The sequence below is a fragment of the Janibacter zhangyanbonis genome (genome assembly GCF_050507325.1).
GTDB lineage: Bacteria > Actinomycetota > Actinomycetes > Actinomycetales > Dermatophilaceae > Janibacter.
The window spans coordinates 1089537-1108186 of sequence record NZ_CP191481.1 but is presented as its reverse complement, the minus strand read 5'-3'; the positions used below and the strand labels follow the sequence as shown (position 1 = coordinate 1108186).

Annotated in this window: 20 protein-coding genes; 4 read left to right on the top strand and 16 right to left on the bottom strand. The window is 72.5% G+C overall.

Annotation, left to right across the window (positions count from 1 at the left end; genetic code table 11):
* Positions 1-2: 2 nt before the first annotated feature.
* Both ACQBJO_RS05480 and ACQBJO_RS05475 read right to left on the bottom strand, forming a co-directional pair.
* Entirely contained in the window at positions 3-341 is a 339-nt protein-coding gene (locus ACQBJO_RS05480; RefSeq protein ID WP_255185749.1) for a P-II family nitrogen regulator, read from the bottom strand.
* Positions 338-1777 (bottom strand): ammonium transporter, encoded by a 1440-nt coding sequence (locus tag ACQBJO_RS05475; RefSeq protein ID WP_421006876.1) that lies wholly within the window; start codon positions 1775-1777, stop codon positions 338-340. The genes ACQBJO_RS05480 and ACQBJO_RS05475 overlap by 4 nt, the downstream gene beginning before the upstream one ends.
* Before the next feature lie 130 nt (positions 1778-1907).
* On the opposite strand from ACQBJO_RS05475, the gene ACQBJO_RS05470 reads away from it, so the two are divergent.
* Complete coding sequence (locus tag ACQBJO_RS05470; protein ID WP_421006877.1) at positions 1908-2303, top strand: thiol-disulfide oxidoreductase DCC family protein; 396 nt, start codon at positions 1908-1910, stop codon at positions 2301-2303.
* On the top strand, positions 2300-3040 hold the full coding sequence (locus tag ACQBJO_RS05465; RefSeq protein WP_421006878.1) for a hypothetical protein: 741 nt from the start codon (positions 2300-2302) through the stop codon (positions 3038-3040). The genes ACQBJO_RS05470 and ACQBJO_RS05465 overlap by 4 nt, the downstream gene beginning before the upstream one ends.
* Before the next feature lie 89 nt (positions 3041-3129).
* Here the strand turns inward: ACQBJO_RS05465 and ftsY are convergent, their stop codons facing one another.
* From ftsY to smc, 5 genes are all read right to left on the bottom strand, one after another.
* Positions 3130-4548 (bottom strand): signal recognition particle-docking protein FtsY, encoded by a 1419-nt coding sequence (gene ftsY, locus ACQBJO_RS05460; RefSeq protein ID WP_421006879.1) that lies wholly within the window; start codon positions 4546-4548, stop codon positions 3130-3132.
* 59 nt (positions 4549-4607) lie between these two features.
* Positions 4608-5078 (bottom strand): DUF309 domain-containing protein, encoded by a 471-nt coding sequence (locus ACQBJO_RS05455; RefSeq protein ID WP_421006880.1) that lies wholly within the window; start codon positions 5076-5078, stop codon positions 4608-4610.
* Between the two features lie 4 nt (positions 5079-5082).
* Entirely contained in the window at positions 5083-7065 is a 1983-nt protein-coding gene (locus ACQBJO_RS05450) for a M13 family metallopeptidase (RefSeq protein ID WP_421006881.1), read from the bottom strand.
* A complete protein-coding gene (locus tag ACQBJO_RS05445) occupies positions 7062-7277 on the bottom strand; it encodes a hypothetical protein (protein ID WP_421006882.1) in 216 nt (71 codons plus the stop codon). Before ACQBJO_RS05445 ends, ACQBJO_RS05450 begins: the two co-directional genes overlap by 4 nt.
* Positions 7278-7373: 96 nt before the next feature.
* Complete coding sequence (gene smc / locus ACQBJO_RS05440; RefSeq protein ID WP_421006883.1) at positions 7374-10967, bottom strand: chromosome segregation protein SMC; 3594 nt, start codon at positions 10965-10967, stop codon at positions 7374-7376.
* A 126-nt stretch (positions 10968-11093) separates the two neighbouring features.
* On the opposite strand from smc, the gene ACQBJO_RS05435 reads away from it, so the two are divergent.
* Complete coding sequence (locus ACQBJO_RS05435) at positions 11094-11567, top strand: GNAT family N-acetyltransferase (RefSeq protein ID WP_421006884.1); 474 nt, start codon at positions 11094-11096, stop codon at positions 11565-11567.
* Here ACQBJO_RS05435 and map read toward each other — a convergent pair.
* Genes map through ACQBJO_RS05420 form a run of 3 tightly spaced genes read right to left on the bottom strand, consistent with a single transcriptional unit; the run spans position 11557 to position 12962 of the window.
* Complete coding sequence (gene map / locus ACQBJO_RS05430) at positions 11557-12318, bottom strand: type I methionyl aminopeptidase (RefSeq protein WP_421006885.1); 762 nt, start codon at positions 12316-12318, stop codon at positions 11557-11559. The two genes, ACQBJO_RS05435 and map, sit on opposite strands and share 11 nt — an antisense overlap.
* Positions 12315-12626 carry a chorismate mutase gene (locus ACQBJO_RS05425; RefSeq protein WP_255185739.1) on the bottom strand — a complete coding sequence of 104 codons (312 nt, stop codon included), beginning with the start codon at positions 12624-12626 and terminating at the stop codon, positions 12315-12317. The genes map and ACQBJO_RS05425 overlap by 4 nt, the downstream gene beginning before the upstream one ends.
* Positions 12627-12671: 45 nt before the next feature.
* Entirely contained in the window at positions 12672-12962 is a 291-nt protein-coding gene (locus ACQBJO_RS05420) for an acylphosphatase (protein ID WP_255185738.1), read from the bottom strand.
* Between the two features lie 70 nt (positions 12963-13032).
* Between ACQBJO_RS05420 and ACQBJO_RS05415 the strand changes: the two genes are divergently transcribed.
* On the top strand, positions 13033-14946 hold the full coding sequence (locus ACQBJO_RS05415; RefSeq protein WP_255185737.1) for an acyltransferase family protein: 1914 nt from the start codon (positions 13033-13035) through the stop codon (positions 14944-14946).
* A 91-nt stretch (positions 14947-15037) separates the two neighbouring features.
* Here the strand turns inward: ACQBJO_RS05415 and mutM are convergent, their stop codons facing one another.
* The 6 genes from mutM to ACQBJO_RS05385 all read right to left on the bottom strand — a co-directional run bounded on the left by mutM (position 15038) and on the right by ACQBJO_RS05385 (position 18626).
* A complete protein-coding gene (gene mutM, locus ACQBJO_RS05410) occupies positions 15038-15910 on the bottom strand; it encodes a bifunctional DNA-formamidopyrimidine glycosylase/DNA-(apurinic or apyrimidinic site) lyase (protein ID WP_421006886.1) in 873 nt (290 codons plus the stop codon).
* A gap of 1 nt (position 15911) precedes the next feature.
* Positions 15912-16682, bottom strand: a complete 771-nt coding sequence (gene rnc, locus ACQBJO_RS05405; RefSeq protein ID WP_421006887.1) for a ribonuclease III — start codon at positions 16680-16682, stop codon at positions 15912-15914.
* A gap of 13 nt (positions 16683-16695) precedes the next feature.
* Positions 16696-16890 carry a 50S ribosomal protein L32 gene (gene rpmF / locus ACQBJO_RS05400; RefSeq protein ID WP_007927847.1) on the bottom strand — a complete coding sequence of 65 codons (195 nt, stop codon included), beginning with the start codon at positions 16888-16890 and terminating at the stop codon, positions 16696-16698.
* 1 nt (position 16891) lies between these two features.
* Positions 16892-17488 carry a YceD family protein gene (locus ACQBJO_RS05395; RefSeq protein ID WP_072624107.1) on the bottom strand — a complete coding sequence of 199 codons (597 nt, stop codon included), beginning with the start codon at positions 17486-17488 and terminating at the stop codon, positions 16892-16894.
* A gap of 104 nt (positions 17489-17592) precedes the next feature.
* On the bottom strand, positions 17593-18075 hold the full coding sequence (gene coaD, locus ACQBJO_RS05390; protein WP_255185734.1) for a pantetheine-phosphate adenylyltransferase: 483 nt from the start codon (positions 18073-18075) through the stop codon (positions 17593-17595).
* On the bottom strand, positions 18072-18626 hold the full coding sequence (locus ACQBJO_RS05385; protein ID WP_255185733.1) for a hemerythrin domain-containing protein: 555 nt from the start codon (positions 18624-18626) through the stop codon (positions 18072-18074). The genes coaD and ACQBJO_RS05385 overlap by 4 nt, the downstream gene beginning before the upstream one ends.
* Positions 18627-18650 lie beyond the last annotated feature (24 nt).

The window sequence follows — 18650 nt, the reverse complement described above, 5'->3', positions numbered from 1 at the left end:
GCTCAGATCGCCTCGACTCCCTTCTCCCCGGTGCGCACGCGCACGACGTCCTCGATCGGCGTGACCCAGACCTTGCCGTCACCGATCCGACCGGTGCGGGCGGCACTGACGACAGCCCCGACGACGGACTCGGCGTCGATGTCCTCGACGAGGACCTCGAGGCGGATCTTCGGCACGAAGTCGACGGTGTACTCGGCGCCGCGGTAGACCTCGCTGTGGCCGCGCTGGCGTCCGTAGCCGCTGGCCTCGCTCACCGTCATGCCGGTGATGCCGAAGGACTCCAGCGCCTCCTTCACGTCGTCAATCTGGTGGGGCTTGATGATGGCGGTGACGAGCTTCATGCCCGGACCTCGCTCTCGGTGACGGTGTCGGCGCGGGTGGGGAGGGTGGAGCCGAGGACCGAGCGGGCCCGGCTCGCGCCGACACCGCCCAGGTCGTAGCCGGACTCGGCGTGCTCGGCGGAGTCGATGCCGGAGACCTCGTCGTCCTCGGCGATGCGCCAGCCCATTGTGGCCTTGAGGGCGATCGCGATGACGAAGGTGAGGACGGCGGAGATCACCAGGCTGATGAGCGCGACGACGATTTGCAGCAGCGTCTGGTCGAAGCCGTCGCCGTAGAGCAGGCCGCCGTCGGTGGCGAGCAGGCCGGCACCGACGGTGCCCCAGAGCCCGGCGACGAGGTGCACGCCGACGACGTCGAGCGAGTCGTCGTAGCCGAATCGGAACTTCAGACCCACGGCGAGCGCGGCGAGGGCACCGGCGACGAGGCCCAGGACGAGCGAGCCGACGGGCGACAGGGCGCCGCAGGCCGGGGTGATGGCGACGAGGCCGGCGACGACACCGGAGGCGGCACCGACGGAGGTCGCGTGACCGTCACGCAGCTTTTCGACGAGCAGCCAGCCGAGGATCGCGGCCGCGGTCGCGGCGGTGGTGTTGACCCAGACGAGGCTGGCGATGCCATCGGCGGCGAGCTCCGAGCCGGCGTTGAAGCCGAACCAGCCGAACCACAGCAGGCCCGCGCCGATCATGACGAGCGGCACGTTGTGCGGGCGCATCGCGGTCTTGCCGAAGCCGAGGCGCTTGCCGACGACGAGCGCGAGGACGAGGCCTGCGATGCCGGCGTTGATGTGCACGACGGTGCCGCCGGCGAAGTCGATGGGCGCGATGGTGGCCGCGCCGTCGGTGCTGCCGAAGAGCCACGAGGCGACGCTCGTCTCGGCGCCGGAGAGCAGGCCGCCGCCCCAGACCATGTGGGCGATCGGGAAGTAGACGACGGTCAGCCAGATGGCGCAGAAGACCAGCCAGGTGGAGAACTTCGCCCGGTCGGCGATCGCACCGCTGATGAGCGCGACCGTGATGATCGCGAAGGTCAGCTGGAAGCCGGCGAAGAGGACCTCGGGGATGAAGACGTCGGCGCCGAAGACGTCGATGACCGGCATGCCGTCGGCCCCGACGGTCCCGGTGACGCCCTCGACCGTGCTGGCGACACCGCGCAGGCCGAACTTGTCGAAGGGGTTGGCGAAGATGCCGCCGATGTCGGACCCGCCGAAGGACATCGAGTAGCCCCACAGGACGTAGACGACGCCCGCGACGCCCATGGCGCCGAAGCTCATCATCATCATGTTGAGCACGGACTTGGCGCGGGTCATGCCGCCGTAGAAGAGGGCCAGGCCCGGAGTCATCAGCAGCACGAGCGCTGCGCAGATGATCATGAAGGCCGTCGCCGACGTGTCGATCGCTGGTGGGTTCGCCGCAAGGGGCGTGATGGCTGGACTCATGGGATGAACCCTCGTGCGGCGCCGTTTCGGCTCCGGGCGCGCGATGTTACGGCGCTGTTTCCGCTCGCCCGTGCGCGTTAATCCTCTGTGACGCGGCCGGATCCGTCCCAGCACGTGGGACGATCGGTCCATGCGTCCGATCCTCGTCTTCGACGGCGACTGCGGCATGTGCACGACCTGCGCCGACCTCGTCGTCCGGCGCCTGCGTCGCTCTCCCGCCGACTACGACGTCGCCCCGAGCCAGCGGCTGGACCTCCCTTCGCTCGGCCTGACGCAGGAGCAGTGCGACGAGGCGCTGCAGTGGGTCGGCGCCGACGGCGCCATCGCCTCCGGCCACGACGCCGTCGCGGCGGTGCTCCTCGCCTCGCGCTGGTGGGTGCGGCCCGTCGGGGCGGCGCTCCGCCTGCCCGGCCTGCACGCGCTCGCGGGTCTGGCCTACCGTTGGGTTGCAGGACACAGACAGGCATTTCCGGGGGGAACACCAGCATGCAGCCTCCCGGCGCACCACGAGCAGGGAGAGTCATGACGCAGCCGCCCACCCCTCCGGGCCAGCCCGGTCCCCACCAGCCCTACGGCCAGCAGCCCCATGGTCAGCAGCCCTACGGCCAGCCGCAGGGACAGCAGCAGCCGTACGGTCAGCAGCCCTACGGCCAGCAGCCGTACGGTCAGCAGGGCACCAACCCCTACGGAGGTCACCCCGGCGGGACCCCGCCGACCAAGGGTGGCGTCCCGGCGTGGGCCTGGATCGCTGGCGCGGTCGCCCTCGTCCTGGCCCTCGTGTGCTGCGGCGGGATCGGTCTGGTGGCGCTCGGCGACGATGACGACGAGACGACCACGGCCTCGTCGACGGCCCCGCCCACGACGACCACAGAGCCCACGACGACCACAGAGCCGACCACCGAGCCGACCACGGAGCCGACGACCCCGTCGACGACCACCACGCCCTCGTCGACCTACTCGCCGTCGTCCACGCAGTCGGTCCCCCCGGCCCCCGCGGGCACGCCCAACACGAGCAGCCGGCACCAGCTGAGCGCCGACGACCTCGAGGGGCAGATCGCGCGTGGCATGAGCCAGTACGGCCACACGAAGTCGGACATCAACTGCATCGGCGGCATCGTCCTCATCAAGGGCCGCACGGCCACGTGCACCGCGCCCGTCCCCGGTGACTCGAGCCGCACCTCGACGGTCAACGTCGAGGTCGCCTGGGCGATCCAGACCTCGACCCAGCTGCGCTACTACCTGACCTTCAACCAGCGCACCTGATCACCCCGCCCGGCCCCGGGCACAGCGAAGGGGGGCGCCCGCCGCGATGTCGCGGCGGGCGCCCCCTTCGTCGTCGTGGTGCTGCCGGATCAGCCGACGATGGCGTCGACGAAGGCCTCCGGCACGAAGGGCGCGAGGTCGTCCGGCCCCTCGCCGAGGCCGACGAGCTTCACCGGCACCCCGAGCGTGCGCTGCACGGCGACGACGATGCCGCCCTTGGCCGTGCCGTCGAGCTTCGTGAGCACGACACCGGTGACGTCTACGGCCTCGGCGAAGATCTTCGCCTGGGCCAGGCCGTTCTGCCCGGTCGTCGCGTCGAGGACGAGGAGCACCTCGTCGATGGGGGTCTGCTTCTCGATGACGCGCTTGACCTTGGCCAGCTCGTCCATGAGGCCGACCTTGTTGTGCAGGCGACCGGCGGTGTCGACGATCACCGCGTCGGCCTCGGTGTCCGCGGCCGCCTTGACCGCGTCGAAGGCCACGGCCGCGGGGTCCGCGCCCTCACGGTCGCTGCGGATCGTCGGGACGCCGACCCGGGCGCCCCAGGTCTCGAGCTGGTCGGCCGCCGCGGCGCGGAAGGTGTCGGCCGCTCCGAGCACGACGTCGCGGTCGTTGGCGACGAGCACGCGGGCGAGCTTGCCGACGGTCGTCGTCTTGCCGGTGCCGTTGACCCCGACGACGAGGATGCAGGCGGGGCGACCGTCGACGCGCGAGGCGGCCAGGCCGCGGTCCATGGTCGGGTCGACGAGGCGCAGCAGGTCGGCGTAGAGCCAGTCCTTGGCGACCTCGGGGTCCGTCGTGCCGTCGACGGAGACGTGCTCGCGCAGCGAGTCGACGAGCTCGGTCGTCGGCTCCATGCCCAGGTCGGCGACGAGCAGGGTGTCCTCGACCTCCTCCCAGTCCTCCTCGGAGAGCTTGCCCTGCGACAGCAGCGCGAGCAGGCCCTTGCCGATCGCGCCGTTGGAGCGGGCCAGGCGGGTGCGCAGCGAGCGCATCCGGTCCTTGGTCGGGGCGGGGGTGTCGAGCTCGGGCTCGACGGCGGCCTGCTCGGCCGTCTCGGGCGCGGAGGGCTCGACGGGCGCCTCGGCGGCCTCCGGCGTGGTCTCGGTGGCCGGCTCGGTCGTGGCCGGCGGGGCGGTGGTGGTCCGCTCGGCGCCGGCGTCGGCCTCGACGGGCGTGACGTCCTCGGCCGGGGTCTCGGGCTGGGTCGTCTCGGGCGCAGCCGCCTCAGCGGTCGGCTCCTCGGCCGTCGTCTCGGCCGGCGGGGTCTCCCCCTTCGCCTCGGCAGGCGGAGCCTGGGGCTGGGCGTGGTCACTCGGCCGGTCGAGGACGATCGTGCCGCTGCGGTGGTCGGTGGTGCCCTTGGGGCGCTCCGGCGGGCGGTGCTCCGGCGGCAGCTCCTTGCTCTTGCCCCGGCCTCCGCGCAGCAGGCCCACCGCGAGCCCCCCGAGGAGGACCAGCAGCCCGATCGCGACGGCGATGTACTCGGTCAGCGTGTCGATTCCCATCACGGGGTCATCTTCGCAGGCCCCACCGACCTCGCCGAACCCGTGGGCGGGCGCTCCCCTCAGACCAGGCGAAGGGAGGGCACCGGCACCTCGCCGTCGGGCCGGGCGGCCAGCGCCCGCGCCCAGAGGACCAGGCCACCGACGTCGATCCCGTGGGGGGCGATCGCGACATAGCGCTCGACGGCATCGGCGCCGCGGCTCGTCACGCTCACCGCGCCGCGGGAGTTGCCCCGGCGCTGGTGGGTCAGGCCGACGGCGAGCTGGGCCAGCCCCTGCCAGAGGGCACGCTCGGGCTCGGGGGCACGCTTCCACTGCTCCTCGAGCACCTCGTGTGCGTGGAAGGGCATCTCGGCGTCGAGGTACTCCTGGGCCTCGGCCAGCGCCTCGTCGGGGGTGCGCTCGCGCGCCTCCACTCGCGCCACGCCCGCGCTGCCGTGCGGCAGCGGTCGGCCGAGGCCGTCCCGGGGACGCGAGTTCTCCGCGCGGCCGAGCGCATCCCGGTCACGCGCTGACGGCACCTCGCGGGTCATCGGTTCAGAAGAGGGAGACGCGCTCGTGCGGGTCGAGCCACATGTCGTCGCCGTCGGCGGTGCCGAAGGCCTCGTGGAAGGCGTCGATGTTGCGCACGGCATTGGCCCGGACGTCCTGCGGGCTGTGCGGGTCGATCGACAGCAGCCGCACGGCCTCCTCGGTGCGCGCGTCGCCGCACCACACTCGCGCCCAGTTGCTGAAGAACCGCTGGTCACCGGTCAGCCCGTCCTCGCCGACCTCCGCCGCCGCGTCGCCGACGGCGATCCGGTAGGCCGCGTGCCCGATGGCCAGGCCGCCGATGTCGCCGATGTTCTCCCCCACCGTCAGGGCGCCGTTGACCGTGTGTCCGGGCGCATTGCGGGTGGTGTAGCCGTCGAACTGCTCGACGAGGGCGTCGCGGCGCTGCTCGAAGGCCGCCCGGTCCTCCTCGGTCCACCAGTCGCGCAGGTTGCCCTGCCCGTCGTAGGTCGAGCCCACGTCGTCGAAGCCGTGCCCGATCTCGTGACCGATGACCGCCCCGATGCCGCCGTAGTTGTCCGCGTCGTCGCCGTCGGCGTCGAAGAAGGGCGGCTGGAGGATCGCCGCGGGGAAGACGATCTCGTTGAGCCCGGGGTTGTAGTAGGCGTTGACCGTCTGCGGGGTGAGGAACCACTCGTCACGGTCGACCGGGCCACCGAGCTTGTGCAGCGCGCGGTCGACCTCGAAGGCCGCCACCCGCCGCACATTGCCCACGAGGTCGTCGGCGTCGACCTCGAGCGCGGAGTAGTCGCGCCACGAGGCCGGGTGGCCGACCTTGGGCGTGAAGGCCTCGAGCTTCGCCGCGGCCTCGGCGCGGGTCTCCTCCCCCATCCACGACGACTGGGCGAAGGAGCGCCGGAAGGCCTCGACGAGGTGGCCGACGAGCTCCTCCATCCGCTCGCGGGCTGCCGGCGGGAAGTGCCGCTCCACGTAGAGCCGGCCGACGGCCTCGCCGAGCGAGGCGTCGACGAGCGAGACCCCGCGCTTCCACCGGGCACGCTGCTCGGGGATGCCGGAGAGGGTGCGGCCGACGAAGTCGAACTCCTCGGCGACGACGGACGCGTCGAGGTAGGCCGCGTGCGACTGGACGATGCGCAGCCGCAGCCAGTCCTGCCAGGTCGCCAGGTCGACCGACTCGAGCGCAGCCGACAGGCCGCGCAGGAAGTCGGGTTGGCGCACGACGACCTCGGCGAAAGGAGCATCGGCCCCGAGCCCTCGGGCCCAGGCGCTCCAGTCGACCGCGGGCGCCAGCTCGGCGAGCCCTGCGGCGTCGACGAGCGTGTAGGTCTTGACGGGATCGCGGTTGGTCACGCGGTCCCAGTGGTGGCCGGCGAGCGTCACCTCGAGGTCGACGACCCGCTCCGCGGTCTCGGCGGCAGCCGTCTCGTCGAGCCCGGTCGCGAGCGCGAGCAGCCGCGCGACGTGCCCGCGGTAGGCCGCGAGGACCTCGGCGTGCTGCTCCTCGCGGTAGTAGGACTCGTCGGGCAGCCCGAGACCTCCCTGCTCGAGGTAGAGGACATAGCGGGTCGAGTCACGGTCGTCGGTGTTGACGAAGGGGAGGACGGCGCCGCTCACGCCGTCGCGGGCCAGGCGCCCGGTGAGCCCGACGAGGTCGGGCACGCTCGTCACCTCGTCGACCGCGGCGAGCAGCTCGCCGATCGGCTGGGCGCCGAGCTCGTCGGCCCGGGCCTCGTCCATGAAGGAGCTGTAGAGGGCGCCGACCTTGGCCGCGACCGGGTCGTCGGCGGCACCGGACTCGACAGCGGCCGCGACCTCCTCGATGAGGACGCGCACGTCCTCCTCGGCCCGCTCGCGCAGCACGTCGAAGACGCCGTAGCGACCGCGGTCGGACGGGATCTCGACACGGTCGAGCCAGTGGTTGTTGACGTGCCCGAAGAGGTCGTCCTGCGGACGCACCCCCGGGTCGACCGGGCCGCGGAATCCTGTCGGGTCGGTGCCGGCCGTCATGAGGCCTTGCGCTTGCCCGGCGTCGCGCTGGAGATGAGGCCGGAGGTGCGGCTCGCGGCGCCGTCGGCGCTCTCGCGGACCTTGACCACCACGCGCTCGCCCCGAGCGGTGAGGATCTCACGCCCCTCGCGGCGGGCGGGGACGGCGACGAGCCCCATGACGAGGACGGACAGGGCGAGGCAGATCAGCAGGCCCACGATCATGGCGGTCATGGCCCCATCGTCCCCCGAGCGGGCGACCGGCTCAACTCGACCCGCCGGTCGTCCCGAGGTGCGACCGAGGGGTGGGACCGGGCGACCCATCCCGGATCAGGCCGGCTGCGCCTGCTCGTCGGGGGCGACGTCGCGCAGCCGCTGGCTGACGACGGTGGTGATGCCGTCGCCGCGCATCGAGACGCCGTAGAGCGCGTCAGCGACCTCCATCGTCTTCTTCTGGTGCGTGATGACGATGAGCTGGCTGGAGTCGCGCAGCTCCTCGAAGAGCATGATCAGGCGGCCGAGGTTGGTGTCGTCGAGCGCCGCCTCGACCTCGTCCATGATGTAGAAGGGCGAGGGCCTGGCCTTGAAGATCGACACGAGCAGCGCGACCGCGACGAGCGACCGCTCGCCGCCGGAGAGCAGCGACAGCCGCTTGACCTTCTTGCCCGGAGGCCGGGCCTCGACCTCGATGCCGGTCGTCAGCATGTCGCTCGGGTCGGTGAGCACCAGGCGCCCCTCGCCGCCGGGGAAGAGGCGGGAGAAGACCCCTTCGAACTGCTCGGCGGTGTCGGCGAAGGCCTCTGAGAAGACCTGCTCGACCCGCTCGTCGATCTCGGCGACGATCTCGAGGAGGTCCTTCTTCGACTGGCGCAGGTCCTCGAGCTGGGTGGTGAGGAAGGTGTGCCGCTCCTCGAGCGCGGCGAACTCCTCGAGCGCCAGCGGGTTGACCTTGCCCAGGGCCTTGAGCCCGCGCTCGGCGGTGCGCAGGCGCTTCTCCTGCACCTCGCGCACATAGGGCTGGGGCTCGGGGAAGTCCTCCGACTCCGGGTCCTCGTCGGGGCCCGCGACGTGCGGGACGAGCTGGTGCGGGCCGTACTCCTCCATGAGCACGTCGGGGTCGACGCCGAGCTCCTCGATCGCCTTGGTCTGCAGCTGCTCGATGCGGGCGATCTGCTGGGCCCGGGCGACCTCGTCGCGGTGGACCTCGTCGGTCAGCTCGCGCAGGGCGTCCTGCTGCTCGGTCAGCTCGGTGCGCAGGCCGCGCAGGGCCTCGTCACGCTCGGCCCGGGCGGCCTCCCCCGCGTCGCGACGCTCGGCGGCGACCACGGCTGCGGCCGCAACCCGCTCGGCCGACCATGTCGCCGCGGTCTCGACGGCGGCGGCGACCTCGGCCTCGCGGCGGCGGCGCTCACGCCGCGCGCGCAGCCGCTCGCGGGCGGCGATCTCGTTGCGGGCGGCGCCCTCGAGCGACTCGGCGCGTCCGTGCAGCGAGCGCGCCCGCTCCTCCTTGGTGCGAAGGGCGAGACGCACCTCGGTCTCGGCCGTGCGGGCCGAGCTCGCCTCGAGCTCGAGCCGCTCGCGGTCGTCGCCCGCGTCCTCGCCCTCGTCGTCGGTGGGCTCGGCCGAGGCATCCTCGAGCCGCTGCTCGAGCTCGGCGAGCTCGGTGCGGTCGGCGTCGAGGGCCGTGGTGACGTCGGCGATCTTGGCCCGGGTGCGCTCGGCCTCGGAGCGCGCGGTGCGGGTCGTCGTGCCGAGGCCGCCGAGCTGCTCGGCGACGGCGGCCATGCGCGCATCGGACTCGTGGAGCGCCTCCATCGCGGCATCGCGGGCCTCGACCCGCTCGGCGAGGGTGGCGCGGGCGCGCGTCAGGGCGAAGGTCGACTCCTCGCTGCGCCGGGTGGCGTCCTCGAGCGCGGCCCGGGTCTCGTCGACGGCTGCCTGCAGCTCGAGCAGGCTGGGCGCTGCGCTCGAGCCACCCCGCACGAAGCCGGGCCCGTAGACGTCGCCCTCCTCGGTGACGGCGGTGAGGTCGCCGGCCTGCTCGAGCAGGGCCAGGGCAGCGGGGGTGTCGGCGACGATGGCGACCCGCTCGAGCACCTGATCGACGGCGGGCCGCACGGACTCGGGGGCCTCGACGACGTCGAGGGCCCACACGGCACCCGTCGGCAGGGTCGGCCACCCGGAGCGGTCGGAGGGGCGGGCCGTGGCACCGACGACGAGCGTCGCCCGACCGGCGTCGTCGGTGCGTAGCCGCTCGACCGCGCGGGCGGCCGCGTCGATGCTGCCGAGGGCCAGGGCATTGCCGGCCTGGTCGAGCGCGGCGGCGACGGCGGCCTCGTGGCCACCGGTGACGGTGACGAGCTCGGCGACGGACCCGAGGATCTCGTGCTCGTCGTCGGCGGCCTCGCGCAGCGCCTCGACGCCGTCCTTGCGTCGCAGGCTGAGCTCGAGGGCCTCGAGCCGGGCCTGCGCGGACTGCCGGTCGCGGTCGGCGACCCGGCCGGCCTCGACGACCTGCTCGACCTCGGCGGCGGCGGTGTCGTGGGCCTCGGCGGCGCGCTCGTAGGTCTCGTCGAGCCCCTCCTCGCTGCCCTCCTCGTCGGCGATGGTGCTCTCGAGCCGGGTGAACTCGCGCTCGGCCTCGTCGGCCCGGGCCAGGGCCGTGGTGACGACCTCCTCGAGGCGACCGATCTCGGCCTCGCGCGCCTCGATGCGCGAGCGGCGGGCGCCCACCTGACCGGCGAGCCGGGCCAGGCCCTCACGCCGGTCGGCCGCGCGCTGGGCGAGGGCCGCGACGCGCTGCTGCTCGGCCGCGTGCGCCTGCTCGGCCGCCTCGCGGGCGGCGACGGCTGCGGCGAGCTCCTCCCCCACGCGGGCGATGTCGGCGCGCAGCTCCTCCTCGTCGGCGCGGGCCCGGGCCGCCTGCTCGCGCAGCGCCTCCGGGTCACGGCCGCTCGTCGTCTCGACCTCCTCGTCCTGCCCGAGCAGGCGCACCCGCTCGGCGGCGAGGGAGGCGGTGGCGGTCAGCTTGTCGGTGAGCGAGGCCAGTCGGACGGCCCGCTGCTGGGCGGCGGTGAGCTCGGCAGCCGCCGAGGCACCAGCCTCCTCGTGCTCGGTGATCCGGGTGCGGGCGGCGAGCACCGCGGCCTCGAGCGCCTTGCGCCGCTCGAGCATCGCCTGCTCGTCGGCGACCTCCTGCTGCAGCGCCGAGGTCATCCGCACGAGGTCGTCGGCGAGGAGTCGGTGGCGGGCGTCCCGGGCATCGGCCTGGATGACGGCGGCCTTGCGGGCGGTCTCGGCCTGACGGCCGAGTGGCCCGAGCTGGCGGCGGATCTCGGTCGTCAGGTCGGCGACGCGCGAGAGGTTGGCCTCCATCCCCTCGAGCTTGCGGATCGCCTTTTCCTTGCGCTTGCGGTGCTTGAGGACGCCGGCGGCCTCCTCGATGAACCCGCGGCGCTCCTCGGGCGTGGCCCGCAGGACGGCGTCGAGCTGGCCCTGCCCGACGATGACGTGCATCTCGCGGCCGATGCCGGAGTCGGAGAGCAGCTCCTGGATGTCGAGCAGCCGGCACGAGGTGCCGTTGATCGCGTACTCCGAGCCGCCGTTGCGGAACATCGTGCGGCTGATCGTCACCTCGGTGTAGTCGATCGGCAGCGCGCCGTCGGAGTTGTCGATCGTCATCGTCACCTCGGCGCGGCCCAGGGCCGCACGACCCGTGGTGCCGGCGAAGATGACGTCCTCCATCTTGCCGCCGCGCAGGGACTTGGCCCCCTGCTCGCCCATGACCCAGGCGAGGGCGTCGACGACATTGGACTTGCCCGAGCCGTTGGGCCCGACGATGCACGTGATGCCCGGCTCGAGCCGCATGTGGGTCGCCGAGGCGAACGACTTGAAGCCCTTGAGGGTGAGGCTCTTGACGTACACGAGCGGGGCGCTCCTCGGGCAGACGGTGGTCGGGTTGGGGCGGGTGTGGGCCGGCCAGTGCGGGCCACTCTACTTTCCGGCCGCATCACACCCAGGGAAAGCGCGCACGGTGGTTGACTCGCCCAGGTGAACCTCACCATCTCCCCGGCCGACTGGGACGACCCTCGGCTCCCGGCCTTCCTCTCCGAGCACCTGCGCGAAATGGAGCCCACCGCCCCTCCGGAAAGCCGTCACGCCCTGGACCTCTCGGGGTTGCAGACCGGTGGAGTGCGCGTGTGGATCGGGCACCTCGGCAGCGCGCTCGCCGGGACGGTAGCCCTCGCGCCGCTGACGCCCGGGCACGAGGAGCTGAAGAGCATGCGCACCGCACCCGACCTGCGCGGTCACGGGGTCGCCGGTGCGCTCCTGCAGCATGCCCTCGCCGACGCGCGGGCGCGCGAGGTCACCCGGGTCTCCCTCGAGACGGGGAGCATGGACTTCTTCGCCCCGGCGCGTGCGCTGTACGGGCGGCACGGATTCGGCCCGTGCCCTCCCTTCGGTAGGTACCGGGAGGACCCCAACAGCGTCTTCATGACGCTTGAGCTGGCCGTCAGGCCGTGAGGATGATCGGGTCCCCGTCGGTGATCGCGATCGTGTGCTCGCTGTGGGCGCCGCGGGAGCCGTCGACGCTGCGCAGCGTCCAGCCGTCGGGGTCGGTGTAGATCTCGTCGGTGCCGGCCATGAACCACGGCTCGATGGCGATGACGAGCCCGGGACGAAGGGGGATGCCCCGGCCCGCGCGCCCGTCGTTGGACACGTGCGGGTCGCCGTGCATCTCCCGGCCGACGCCGTGGCCGCCGAACTGCGTGTTGATCGTGTAGCCCTCGGCCCGCGCGACGGCGGCGATGGCGGCGCTGATGTCGCCCATCTTGTTGCCGCTGCGGGCCTGCGCGATGCCCGCGGCCAGGGCGCGCTCGGTCGTGTCGATGATCCGCAGGTCCTCGGGGTCGGCCGTACCGACGACGAAGGACTTCGCGGCATCGCACACCCAGCCGTCGACGGAGACGGCGAAGTCGACCGACAGCAGGTCGCCGTCGCGCATCCGGTAGTCGTGCGGCAGCCCGTGCAGCACGGCGTCGTTGACCGACGTGCACAGCACCTTGCCGAAGGGGCTGGCCCCGAAGGAGGGGTGGTAGTCGATGTAGCAGGAGGTCCCGCCCGCGGCGTCGATCATCCGGTGGGCGAGGGCGTCGAGCTCGAGGAGGTTGACGCCGACGTCCGCGGCCTCGGTGAGCGCCGCGAGCACGTCGCGCACGAGGCGGCCGGCCGGGCGCATCGCCTCGACCTCATCCGGGGTCTTCAGCTCGATCATCGGGTCTCCCCCTCGGCCGCCTGCTGGTGGGCGATCTGCTCGTGGTGGTGGATGACCTCCGCGATGACGAAGTTGAGGAACTTCTCCGCGAAGACCGGGTCGAGACCGGCGTCGTCGGCCAGCGCGCGCAGTCGCGCGATCTGCCGCTCCTCCCGGGCCGGGTCGGCCGGCGGCAGGTCGATGCGCGCCTTGAGCACCCCGACGCTCTGCGTCGCCTTGAAGCGTTCGGCGAGCAGGTGGATCAGGGCGGCGTCGATGTTGTCGATGGACTGACGCAGCCGCAGCAGCTCGGGGGGTGTCTCGCTCACCCGCTCAAGGTTAGGTCACCGGTCACGGGCGCCCGAGCGGCCGTCTCACTTCTCGACGAAGCCGGCGATCCCTCCCTTCGCCGTCGCCTCCTGACGCACGACGGAGGTGACCTGCCCGGGCCGACGCGTGGTCGACGGGTCCTCCCGCAGCAGCCGGTCCAGACCGTCGAGGGACGAAGGGGGGCCCTCCGCCACGACCTCGACGCGGCCGTCGGCGGTGTTGCGGGCGTGGCCGACGAGGCCCAGCTCGAGGGCCCGGGACCTCGTCCACCAACGGAATCCGACCCCCTGGACCCGGCCGCGGACGAACCACGTGGCGCGCTGCGTGCTGCTCATGGCGGCGAAACTACCCGCCCCTCGGTGCGCCTCCACCACCCCGGGCCCGCGAGTGCCTAGCGTCGGGACCGTGGGTCAGCCTCCTGCCACCGTCGCCGCCACGTCCGCGCCTGACGAGCTCGCCCCCGCCGTCACGACGACGGCCGAGGGGCGACCTCTGCGTGGCCACCTGGCCGGTCTCGACGGCCTGCGCGCCCTCGCGATCGTCGCCGTCGTCGTCTTCCACCTCGACCCGCAGTGGCTGCCCGGCGGCTTCCTCGGCGTCGACATCTTCTTCGTCATCTCCGGCTTCCTCATCACGACGCTGCTCGTGCGCGAGCGCCGGGAGCGCGGCCGGGTCGACCTGCGCGGCTTCTGGACCCGCCGGGCCCGCCGGCTGCTGCCGGCCCTGCTCGTGGTCGTGCCCGCCGCGATCCTCATCGCCCGCACCGTCGAGGCCGACCTGCTCGTCGGCGTGCGCCGGCAGGCGCTCGGCGCGCTGACCTTCTCGACGAACTGGCTCGAGATCGCGGGCGGGTCCAACTACTTCGCCGCGACCTCGCCGCAGCTCTTCATGAACTTCTGGTCACTCGCGGTCGAGGAGCAGTTCTACCTCTTCTGGCCGCTCGCGGTCCTCGGGCTCATGGCGCTGCACCGGCGCACCGGTCTGGCCGAGGGCGCCATGGCCTGCATCGTCGGCACGATCGGTCTCGCCTCGGCGCTGCTCATGGCGATCACCTACGACCCCGACAACCCGACGCGCGCCTACTACGGCACCGACACCCACCTCGTCGGGCTCATGCTCGGCGCCGGCCTGGCCCTGCTGTGGACCGGCCCCGGACGCGCCTTCACGACCACCCGGGTCTGGCGCGAGCGCCGGCCGTGGTTCGTCGGCGCCGCGGCGGTCACGGTCGCGGCCCTGCTCGTCCTCGCGGGCGAGGAGCACGTGTGGACCTTCCGCCTCGGCATCCCGCTGATCTCGCTGGCCACCGCCGTGCTCCTGCTCGGCGCCGTCGACCGCCCCGGCCGGCTGCGCAGCACCCTCGAGCTGCCCCCGCTGACGTGGATCGGCCAGCGGTCCTACGGCATCTACCTGTGGCACTGGCCGGTCATCCTGATCATCGCCCAGGACATCCCGACGAGCGCCGGCACCGCCCCCTTCGTCTGGACCCGCGTGTGGGCCGTCGTCGTCACGCTGGCCCTGGCCGACCTGTCCTTCCGCTTCGTCGAGACGCCGGTGCGGCGACTGGGCTTCCGCGAGACGGGCCGACGCATCGTCGGGGCCTTCGCCCACCTGCGCTCGGTGCGCACCCGCCGGGTGGTGCTCGGCACCGGTGTCGTCGCGGCCCTCGTCCTCACGCTCGTGCTCGTCACCGCCCCCGACCGCACGTCCACCCAGCAGACGATCGAGGCCAACCAGGCCAAGGCGGCCGCGCCGCGCAAGACCGAGCCCGCCCCGACCTTCGCCGGGACCAAGAGCTTCACCATGCCGACCGGCGACGAGATCGACGTCTTCGGAGACTCGATGGTCGTCGGCTCGGTCCCGGCACTCGAGTACTACTTCCCCGGCATCCAGATCGACGCCCGCTCCAACCGGCAGTGGTCGGCCGGCCTGGCCGCCGTCGAGTCGGCGGGCCCCTCGCTGCGCCGCGCCGTCGTCCTCGCCTTCGGCACCAACGCCGGCACCGACCCGGAGACCATCGAGGAGACGCTGGCCGCGATCGGCGACGAGCGGATGGTCGTCATCGTCAACCTCCACGCCGACCGGCTCTCGCGGATCGACGAGGACAACGCCGCCCTCAAGCGCATCGCCGACAAGCACCCCAACGTCGCCCTCGCCGACTGGGACAAGGCCGTGACCGCCGAGGACCTGCAGTCCGACGGCATCCACCCCTCGCTCGGCGGTGCCCACACCTACGCCGCGACGATCCGCCGGGCCTTCGCCGACCTCTCCGAGAAGCACACCGGCACCAAGGTCTGGCTCAAGGACCTCCCCCGCCCCTGACCCTGCAGGACCCTAGGGTCTTGCAGGGTTGTCTGGGTCGAACTTCGCAAAACCCTAGGGTCTTGCGGAGTTGAGCCGGGGCGAAGGGGGGTCAGTTCCGGGCCGTGCGCGGGCGCACCTGGCAGCGGGGGCAGCTCGTCGAGCTGCGGTTCATGAACTGCTCACGGCGCATCGTCGTGCCGCAGCGCGGGCAGGGGCGCCCCTCCTGCCCGTAGGCCGACAGCGACCGGTCGAAGTAGCCCGAGGCGCCATTGACGTTGACGTAGAGCGCATCGAAGCTCGTGCCGCCCTGGTCGAGCGCCTGCGCCATGACGTCGCGGGCGTGGTCGAGCAGGCGGGCGATGGCCGGCTTGGTCAGGGACGACGCCAGTCGCTCTCCGTGGATCCGGGCCCGCCACAGCGCCTCGTCGGCGTAGATGTTGCCGATGCCCGACACGACGGTCTGGTTGAGCAGCACCCGCTTGATGCCGCTGCGACGCTGTTTGATGTCCCGCACGACGGCGTCGCGGTCATAGCCCGGGTCGAAGGGGTCGAGCGCGATGTGGGAGACGCTGCCCGGCACGCCGTCGACGAGGTCGGCCAGGGCGAAGCCCCCGAAGGTGCGCTGGTCGACGAAGCGCAGCTCGTGTCCCGCGTCGGTGAAGACGAGGCGGCCGTGCGTGTGCTTGGCCAGCGGGTCCGCCGGGTCGGTGACGAGCATCTGCCCGCTCATGCCGAGGTGGACGATCAGTCCCTCGTCGGGCACGGCGTCAGGGGTGTCGGCCAGGGCGAGCCACAGGTACTTGCCCCGGCGGTGGGCGCCGGTGACCGCGCGTCCGGCGAGGCGGTCCTCGAGGTCGCGGGGGCCCGGCACGTGGCGGCGGGCCACCCGCTCACCCGTGAGGACGACGTGATCGAGGGTGCGACCGCTGACGTGGTCGGCCAGGCCGCGCCGGACGACCTCGACCTCGGGTAGCTCCGGCACGTCAGGCCGGCTGGTCGGTGACCGGCGCGTCAGCGACCGACTCGGCGCCGGCGGTGAGGGCCGCGTAGGCGTCGGCCGCAGCCTTCTGCTCCGCGTCCTTCTTCGTCCGACCGACGCCGCGACCACGGATCTCGTCGGCGATGACGGCGGCCGCGGTGAAGGTCTTGTCGTGGTCCGGGCCCTCGTCGCTGGTGCGGTAGTGCACCGCGCCGAGGTCCTGGGCCGCGGCGACCTCCTGCAGCGAGGTCTTCCAGTCCAGCCCGGCACCGAGGGTCGCCGAGCGCCGCATCAGCGGGTCGAGCAGCGAGTGGACGAGCCGGCTCGCGGCGTCGAGACCGCCCGGCTTGGCCGTCGAGAGGTAGACGGCCCCGATGACCGCCTCGACGGTGTCGGCGAGGATCGAGTTCTTGTCCCGCCCGCCGGTGCTCTCCTCGCCGCGTCCGAGCATGACGAAGTCACCCAGGCCGATCGTGCGCCCGACGTCCGCGAGGGCACGCATGTTGACCACCGCGGCACGCAGCTTCGCCAGCTCGCCCTCGGTGAGGTCGGGGTGGGCGTCGTGCAGGTGGTCGGTGACGACGAGCCCGAGCACCGAGTCCCCGAGGAACTCCAGGCGCTCGTTGTGCGGCAGTCCGCCGTTCTCGTAGGAGTACGACCGGTGGGTGAGGGCACGCGTGAGCAGCGGCTCGTCGACGGGCTCCCCGGTCACCTCGGTGAGGTATCGGGAGAGCTCCTCGACGGGCCGCTGCTCCGGTGAGGTCCTGTCGCTCATTGCGACAGGTGGCTCAGGCCTGGTGCTCGGTGCGGTCCGCGGTCGCGTAGTAGCGACCCTTGTAGGTACCGCAGCTCGGGCAGGCCTGGTGGGCCGGCGCGGGCGACTTGCACTGCGGGCAGGTCGACAGCGCGGTGGGCGTCGCCTTCCAGTTCGCCCGACGGCTACGGGTGTTGGAGCGCGACATCTTCCGCTTCGGGACGGCCACGTCAGTTCCTCTTCTCTTCGTTGTCCTCATCCCCCGACGGGGTGGCCAGAGGCGCAAGCGCCTCGAGTGCCGCCCACCGGGGGTCGATCAGCTCGTGGTGGTGCTCCGGGTCGTCCTCGAGCCTGGCTCCGCACTCGGAGCACAGACCCGGACAGTCGTCCCGGCACACCGGTTGGAACGGCAGGTTCGGCAGAACCGCGTCCCGCAGCACCGGCTCGAGATCGATCATGTCGTCCTCGATCCGGTGCTCTTCCTCCTCGTCGGCCTCCGCGTCCACCTCGCGGTGGTGCTTCGCCCGATCGGGCCAGACGAACAGCTCCTGGAACGAGCTGTCGACCGGCAGGTCGATCTCGTCCAGGCACCGCACGCAGGCGCCCGTCGCCGTGGCAGAGACCGTCCCGCTCACCAGCACGCCCTCGTGCACGGACTCCATCCGCGCCTGCAGGTCCATGGGCTGGCCCTGCGGGACGGACAGCACATCCGTGCCGAAGTCGGCGGGTGCGTCGGCCTGGAGAGACACTTCGTGCATCGACCCGGGTCGGCGGCCCACATCCTTGGCATCGAGCACCAGGGGCGAGGCGGGGGCGTTGCGGTTCATGGCTCCAGTCTCCGACAGAACGGTCCACGACACGACGACGTAGACCGACGCACCAGACTACCGGCGATCCCCCCTTCGTCCCAAACCGACGAAGGGAGTGGGCCTCAGGGCCGGGGCAGACGCTCGACGAGGGCGTCGCGCACCTCGTCGGAGACGAGACCGGTGACGTCGCCACCGAAGCGCGCGACCTCCTTGACCAGCGAGGAGGAGACGTGCTCGTGGCGCGGGTCTCCAGGGATCAAGAGGGTCTCGACACCCGTGAGGTGCCGGTTCATCAGCGCCATCGGCCACTCGTAGGAAAAATCGGTCTCCCCGCGAAGGCCCTTGAGCAGCACCTGGGCGTCGAGCTCGGTGCACACGTCGACGACGAGCCGGTTGGCGAAGGCCTGCACCCGCACGTTGTCGAGGTCGGCCACCTGCGCCTCGATGAGGGCGACCCGCTCGTCGACGGTGAAGGTTCCCTGCTTCGCGGGGTTGTGCAGGATCGCCACGACGACCTCGTCGAAGAGCGTGGCGGCCCGGCGGAAGACGTCGACGTGGCCGACGGTCACCGGGTCGTAGGAGCCCGGGCAGACGGCGCGCGTCATGACGGCTGGTCGTCGTTGGGCAGGAGCCCGTCCTCGTAGGCCTGCTTCACCAGCGACTCGACCTGCTCGAGCGACCCGGCGCCGTCCTCGAGCAGCTCGTTGCGTCGGGCGGCCCAGTCGGCACCCAGCTGCTGGCGCAGCTCCTCGGAGGCGTCCTCGCGCGCCGGGTTGAGGATGGTCTGCTCCTCCTCGCCGATGTGGTGGTTGAGCACCTCGGCCACCGCTTCCACGGCGTCGTCGAACTTCTGGGTGTCGGTGCCCTTGGCCTGCAGCAGGTGGAGCAGCGCCTCGTTGGTCGCGGCGTGCTCCTTCTCCCCGTGGTGCTCCTCCTCGCCCTCGATGACATCGCGTCGGACGAGCTTGGGGTAGACGACCTCCTCCTCGGCCTCGCTGTGCGCGATGAGAAGCGCGGCGAATGCGCTGCGGGCCCCGTCGCGGTCGGCGCTGACATCACGCATGTCGCGCATGAGTTCCTCGAAGAGGCGGTGGTCGTCGGCGATGAGGTCGGTGATGTCCCCAGCGGCCGGGCGCGGGATCGTGTAGTCGCTCATGGCCCCATTCCTACCGGATGCACG

Excerpts from the sequence above, each read along its gene's own strand:
- coaD (WP_255185734.1), bottom strand. The coding sequence starts at position 18,075 with ATGACGCGCGCCGTCTGCCCGGGCTCCTACGACCCGGTGACCGTCGGC.
- ACQBJO_RS05465 (WP_421006878.1), top strand. The coding sequence starts at position 2,300 with ATGACGCAGCCGCCCACCCCTCCGGGCCAGCCCGGTCCCCACCAGCCC.
- ACQBJO_RS05470 (WP_421006877.1), top strand. The coding sequence starts at position 1,908 with ATGCGTCCGATCCTCGTCTTCGACGGCGACTGCGGCATGTGCACGACC.
- ACQBJO_RS05420 (WP_255185738.1), bottom strand. The coding sequence starts at position 12,962 with ATGAGCAGCACGCAGCGCGCCACGTGGTTCGTCCGCGGCCGGGTCCAG.
- map (WP_421006885.1), bottom strand. The coding sequence starts at position 12,318 with ATGATCGAGCTGAAGACCCCGGATGAGGTCGAGGCGATGCGCCCGGCC.
- ACQBJO_RS05445 (WP_421006882.1), bottom strand. The coding sequence starts at position 7,277 with ATGACCGCCATGATCGTGGGCCTGCTGATCTGCCTCGCCCTGTCCGTC.
- ftsY (WP_421006879.1), bottom strand. The coding sequence starts at position 4,548 with ATGGGAATCGACACGCTGACCGAGTACATCGCCGTCGCGATCGGGCTG.
- ACQBJO_RS05455 (WP_421006880.1), bottom strand. The coding sequence starts at position 5,078 with ATGACCCGCGAGGTGCCGTCAGCGCGTGACCGGGATGCGCTCGGCCGC.
- ACQBJO_RS05450 (WP_421006881.1), bottom strand. The coding sequence starts at position 7,065 with ATGACGGCCGGCACCGACCCGACAGGATTCCGCGGCCCGGTCGACCCG.
- ACQBJO_RS05395 (WP_072624107.1), bottom strand. The coding sequence starts at position 17,488 with ATGAACCGCAACGCCCCCGCCTCGCCCCTGGTGCTCGATGCCAAGGAT.
- rnc (WP_421006887.1), bottom strand. The coding sequence starts at position 16,682 with ATGAGCGACAGGACCTCACCGGAGCAGCGGCCCGTCGAGGAGCTCTCC.
- ACQBJO_RS05480 (WP_255185749.1), bottom strand. The coding sequence starts at position 341 with ATGAAGCTCGTCACCGCCATCATCAAGCCCCACCAGATTGACGACGTG.
- ACQBJO_RS05475 (WP_421006876.1), bottom strand. The coding sequence starts at position 1,777 with ATGAGTCCAGCCATCACGCCCCTTGCGGCGAACCCACCAGCGATCGAC.
- ACQBJO_RS05385 (WP_255185733.1), bottom strand. The coding sequence starts at position 18,626 with ATGAGCGACTACACGATCCCGCGCCCGGCCGCTGGGGACATCACCGAC.